Annotated in this window: 4 protein-coding genes; 1 reads left to right on the forward strand and 3 read right to left on the reverse strand. The window is 69.4% G+C overall.

Annotated elements, in window-relative coordinates; genetic code table 11:
• Positions 1-170: 170 nt before the first annotated feature.
• The 3 genes from ACWF94_RS33470 to ACWF94_RS33480 all read right to left on the reverse strand — a co-directional run bounded on the left by ACWF94_RS33470 (position 171) and on the right by ACWF94_RS33480 (position 3,692).
• The gene (locus ACWF94_RS33470; RefSeq protein ID WP_453497261.1) at positions 171-917 is read right to left on the reverse strand and encodes a succinate dehydrogenase/fumarate reductase iron-sulfur subunit; all 747 of its coding nucleotides are present in this window, start codon (positions 915-917) and stop codon (positions 171-173) included.
• Positions 914-2,869, reverse strand: a complete 1,956-nt coding sequence (locus ACWF94_RS33475; protein WP_453497267.1) for a fumarate reductase/succinate dehydrogenase flavoprotein subunit — start codon at positions 2,867-2,869, stop codon at positions 914-916. The genes ACWF94_RS33470 and ACWF94_RS33475 overlap by 4 nt, the downstream gene beginning before the upstream one ends.
• A 106-nt stretch (positions 2,870-2,975) precedes the next feature.
• Positions 2,976-3,692, reverse strand: coding sequence for a succinate dehydrogenase (locus ACWF94_RS33480; RefSeq protein ID WP_453497264.1), 717 nt, complete (start codon positions 3,690-3,692; stop codon positions 2,976-2,978).
• Between the two features lie 83 nt (positions 3,693-3,775).
• Between ACWF94_RS33480 and ACWF94_RS33485 the strand changes: the two genes are divergently transcribed.
• Positions 3,776-4,663 (forward strand): LysR family transcriptional regulator, encoded by an 888-nt coding sequence (locus ACWF94_RS33485; RefSeq protein WP_453497270.1) that lies wholly within the window; start codon positions 3,776-3,778, stop codon positions 4,661-4,663.
• Positions 4,664-4,884: the final 221 nt, after the last annotated feature.

Here is a 4,884-nt window from a genome sequence, read left to right on the forward strand (position 1 = left end):
GGGACCGGCCGTACGAGGACCGGCCGTACGCGGACCGGCCGTACGCGGACCGGCCGTACGAGGCCCGGCTCAGCGCGCGTACGGCCGGCGTCATGCCGCTGTGTCTCACCCGCCCGGCCCAGGGAGTGCCGTCGAAATGGCGCCGCCCGGACGGCGGGCCCGGCGGGGTCCTACCGCTTGACCTTGCGGTTCGCCCGCAGCCACTCCTTGTTCATGGCGGCGATGGACGGGAGCGGGATGCCCTTGGGGCACGCGGTGGCGCACTCGCCGGTCAGGGTGCAGCCGCCGAAGCCCTCCGCGTCCATGGTCGCCACCATGTCCAACACCCGGGTCTCGCGCTCGGGCGCGCCCTGGGGCAGCACATTGAGGTGGTTGACCTTCGCCGAGGTGAAGAGCATCGCCGAGCCGTTGGGGCAGGCGGCGACACAGGCTCCGCAGCCGATGCACTCCGCGTGCTCGAAGGCGAAGTCGGCGTCCGGCTTGGGGACGGGGGTGGCGTGTGCCTCGGGGGCGGCACCGGTCGGCACGGAGACATAGCCGCCCGCCTGGATGATCCGGTCGAAGGAGGACCGGTCGACCACGAGATCCTTGACCACCGGGAAGGCGGCGGCACGCCAGGGCTCGATGTCGATGGTGTCGCCGTCCCGGAAGGACCGCATATGGAGCTGGCAGGTGGTGGTGCGCTCGGGGCCGTGCGCGTCGCCGTTGATGACCAGGCTGCACGCGCCGCAGATGCCCTCGCGGCAGTCGTGGTCGAAGGCGACGGGGTCCTCACCGCGCAGGATGAGTTCCTCGTTGAGGGTGTCGAGCATCTCCAGGAAGGACATGTCCTGGGAGATGTTGTCGACCTCGTAGGTGGCCATCGCGCCGGTCGCGTCGGCGTTGCGCTGACGCCAGACACGGAGGTTGAGCTTCATGCGTAGCTCCGCTGAGTGGGGTGGACGTACTCGAAGACGAGGTCTTCCTTGTGCAGTACGGGCGCGCGGCCCGTTCCGCCGAACTGCCAGGCGGCGGCGTAGCCGAACTCCTCGTCCCTGCGCTCCGCCTCGCCGTCCGGGGTCTGGGACTCCTCGCGGAAGTGGCCGCCGCAGGACTCGGCGCGGTGGAGCGCGTCGAGACACATCAACTCGGCGAGTTCCAGATAGTCGACGATACGGTTGGCCTTCTCCAGCGACTGGTTGAACTCCTCGCCGGTGCCGGGGACCTTGATGCGCCGCCAGAACTCCTCGCGGATCTGTGGAATCCGGTCGAGCGCCTTGCGCAGCCCCGCCTCGGTGCGGGCCATGCCGCAGTACTCCCACATCAGCTCGCCGAGTTCGCGGTGGAAGGAGTCCGGGGTGCGGTCGCCGTCGACGGCCAGCAGCAGATTGAGCCGGTCCTCGGTCTCGGCGACCACCTCGGCGACCGCCGGGTGGGTGGTGTGCAGCTGCCGTCCCGGCGGGTTCTTCGCGAGATAGTCGTTGATCGTGGACGGCAGGACGAAGTAGCCGTCGCCGAGGCCCTGCATCAGCGCGGACGCGCCCAGCCGGTTAGCGCCGTGGTCGGAGAAGTTGGCCTCGCCGATCGCGAAGAGGCCCGGGACGGTGGTCTGGAGGTCGTAGTCCACCCAGAGTCCGCCCATGGTGTAGTGCACGGCGGGGTAGATGCGCATCGGCACCTCGTACGGGTTCTCCGCGGTGATCCGCTCGTACATGTCGAAGAGGTTGCCGTACTTCTCCTCGACCTTCGCCCGGCCCATCCTGCTGATCGCGTCGGCGAAGTCGAGATAGACGCCCTGCCCGCCCGGCCCCACTCCCCGGCCCTCGTCGCAGACGTTCTTCGCGGCACGGGAGGCGATGTCGCGCGGGACGAGATTGCCGAAGGAGGGGTAGATCCGCTCCAGGTAGTAGTCGCGCTCGTCCTCGGGGATCTCGTTCGCGGGCCGGTCGTCGCCGAGCGCCTTGGGCACCCAGATCCGGCCGTCGTTGCGCAGCGACTCGCTCATCAGGGTCAGCTTGGACTGATGCTCGCCGGTGCGCGGGATGCAGGTGGGGTGGATCTGGGTGAAGCAGGGGTTGGCGAAGTACGCGCCGCGGCGGTGGGCACGCCAGATGGCGGTGGCGTTGGAGTTCATGGCGTTCGTCGACAGATAGAAGACATTGCCGTAGCCGCCGCTGGCCAGCACCACCGCGTCCGCGAAGTGGGTGGATATCTCACCGGTGATCAGGTCCCGGGCCACGATGCCGCGGGCCCGTCCCTCGACCACGATCAGATCGAGCATCTCGGTGCGGGCGTGCAGACGGACATTCCCCGCGGCGATCTGCCGGGACAGCGCCTGGTAGGCGCCGAGCAGCAGTTGCTGTCCCGTCTGGCCCCGGGCGTAGAAGGTACGGGAGACCTGGACACCGCCGAAGGAGCGGGTGTCGAGGAGGCCACCGTACTCCCGGGCGAACGGGACGCCCTGCGCCACGCACTGGTCGATGATCTCCACCGAGATCTGGGCGAGGCGGTGCACATTGGACTCGCGCGCCCGGAAGTCGCCGCCCTTGACGGTGTCGTAGAAGAGGCGGTGGATCGAGTCGCCGTCGTTACGGTAGTTCTTGGCCGCGTTGATGCCGCCCTGGGCGGCGATGGAGTGGGCGCGGCGCGGTGAGTCCTGGTAGCAGAACTGCTCGACGTGATAGCCCTGCTCGCCGAGGGTGGCGCCCGCCGCGCCGCCGGCCAGACCGGTGCCGACGACGATCACGGTGTACTTGCGGCGGTTGGCCGGGTTGACCAGCTTCGCCCCGAAGCGGCGCTTGTCCCAGCGTTCGGCGATCGGTCCCTCGGGGGCCTTGGTGTCGGCGACCGGTTCGCCGGTCTCGTACCGGGTGTAGTCGGTGCTGCTCATCTCGGCGTTGCCCATCTCGGTGTTGCCCATCTCGGTGTTGCCCATGTCCGCGTTGGTCATGTCCGCGTTGGTCATGTCAGGGTTGCTCATGTCAGGGTTGCTCATGTCAGCTCACCACTCCGGTCATGACGGCGACGGGTACGGCGATGAAGCCCGCGGTCAGCACCAGGGCGAGACCGTTGGCGACGGCTTTGAGCGCGCGGTCGCGGGTGGCGCTGCCCATGCCGAGGGTCTGCGCGGCGCTCCAGAAGCCATGGCGGATGTGCAGTCCGACGGCGAGCATCGCGGTGATGTAGATGACGTTGCCGTACCAGGTGGAGAAGGTGGCGACGACGTTCTCGTACGGCTTCCCGGCCTCGGCGTTCTCGTTGACGGTCAGCGTCGTCAGATCGAGGATGTGCCAGACGATGAACAGGGCGACGATGATGCCGCCCCAGCGCATGGTGCGGGTGGCATAGCTCGCGCGCTTGCGCCGGTGCTCGTACTTGCTGGGCCGCGCCCTGATATCGCGCTTGCTGAGCTGGTACGCGGAGACCGCGTGCCCGACGACGGCGGCGAGCAGGACGATCCGGACGATCCACAGGGCCCATTCGTGGTGCAGTACGGGTGCGCCCATGGTGCGGAGCCAGTGGCCGTAATCGTTGAACTCCTGCGGCCCGAAGAAGACCTTCAGGTTGCCCATCACATGGGCGACGAGATAGCCAAGCATGATCAGACCGCTCACGGCCATGACGGTCTTCTTGCCGATCGTCGATCCCCAGAAGGTGCGCCTGGGCGGCCGTCGATCCGCCGGTTGCCTGTCCGTCCGCGTTGCCAGAGCCATGGAGGGAACCGTAAGGCCGAAAGTTACCAGTGGTCCAAGACATGATCCAGCTCATCTCGATAGCCATGGACTATCATGCGAGCATGCAGTTCCAGCAGCTCCACTACTTTGTGGCGGTGGCCGAGACACGTCACTTCACGCATGCGGCCGAACGTGTACATGTCTCCCAACCGTCGCTGTCGCAGCAGATCCGGGCCCTGGAGTCCGAGCTGGGTGCGGAACTCTTCAGCCGTGCGCGCGGCAACATCACGCTCACGGAGGCGGGCGAGGCGCTGCTGCCGCTGGCCCGCCGGATTCTCGCCGACGCCGACACCGCGCGCCACGAGGTGCAGGAGCTGGTCCAGCTGCGCCGGGGCCGGGTGCGGCTGGGGGCGACCCCGAGCCTGTGCACCGGGCTGCTGCCCGAGGTGCTGCGGGTCTTCCACGACCGGCATCCGGGGATCCGGCTGCTGATCGAGGAGGGCGGCTCGCACGATCTCGTACGGCATCTGGCGCGCGGCGCGCTCGATCTCGCGCTGCTCGTGCTGCCGCTGCCGCCGGGGTCGCCCGCGCTGACCACGGTGGAGCTGCTGCGCGAGGACCTGGTGGTGGTGTCCTCGTCATCGGCGAAGGCCCCTCGGCGGCCGGTGCGGATCGCCGATCTGCGCAATCAGCCGCTGGTGATGTTCCGGCACGGGTACGACCTGCGCGATCTGACGGTCGCGGCCTGCCGCGCGGAGGGTTTCGAGCCGGGGTTCACCGTGGAGGGCGGAGAGATGGACGCGGTCCTCGGTTTCGTCCGGGCGGGCCTGGGTCTTGCGGTGGTGCCCAGCATGGTGGCGGGGCGGGCGGGCCCGGGACTGCGGGTCACCCCGCTGGCGCGGCCGGGGCTGCGGCGGACGATCGCACTGGCGCACCGCAGTGATGTGGCTCCGCCGAGGGCGGCGCGCGAACTCCAGCGCGTGCTTCTGGGCACCCGCGACCCGACGTGACCCCGCACCGGGGCCCCGGCCCGACGCGCCTTCGCCTCCCGCCCGGCCCCGGGTCCGCGGCTGCCCCCACCGGGAGCGCTGCCCCCGACCCTGGATGCACCGCCTGCCCCTTCCCCGGGGCTCCGCCCCGAACCCCGCGCCTCAAACGCCGGCGAGGCTGGATTTGCCCACCCGGGTGCGCAAAATCAGCCCGTCCGGCGATTGAGCACACGCCAGCAGGG

It is taken from the genome of Streptomyces sp. NPDC055078 (assembly GCF_053607985.1).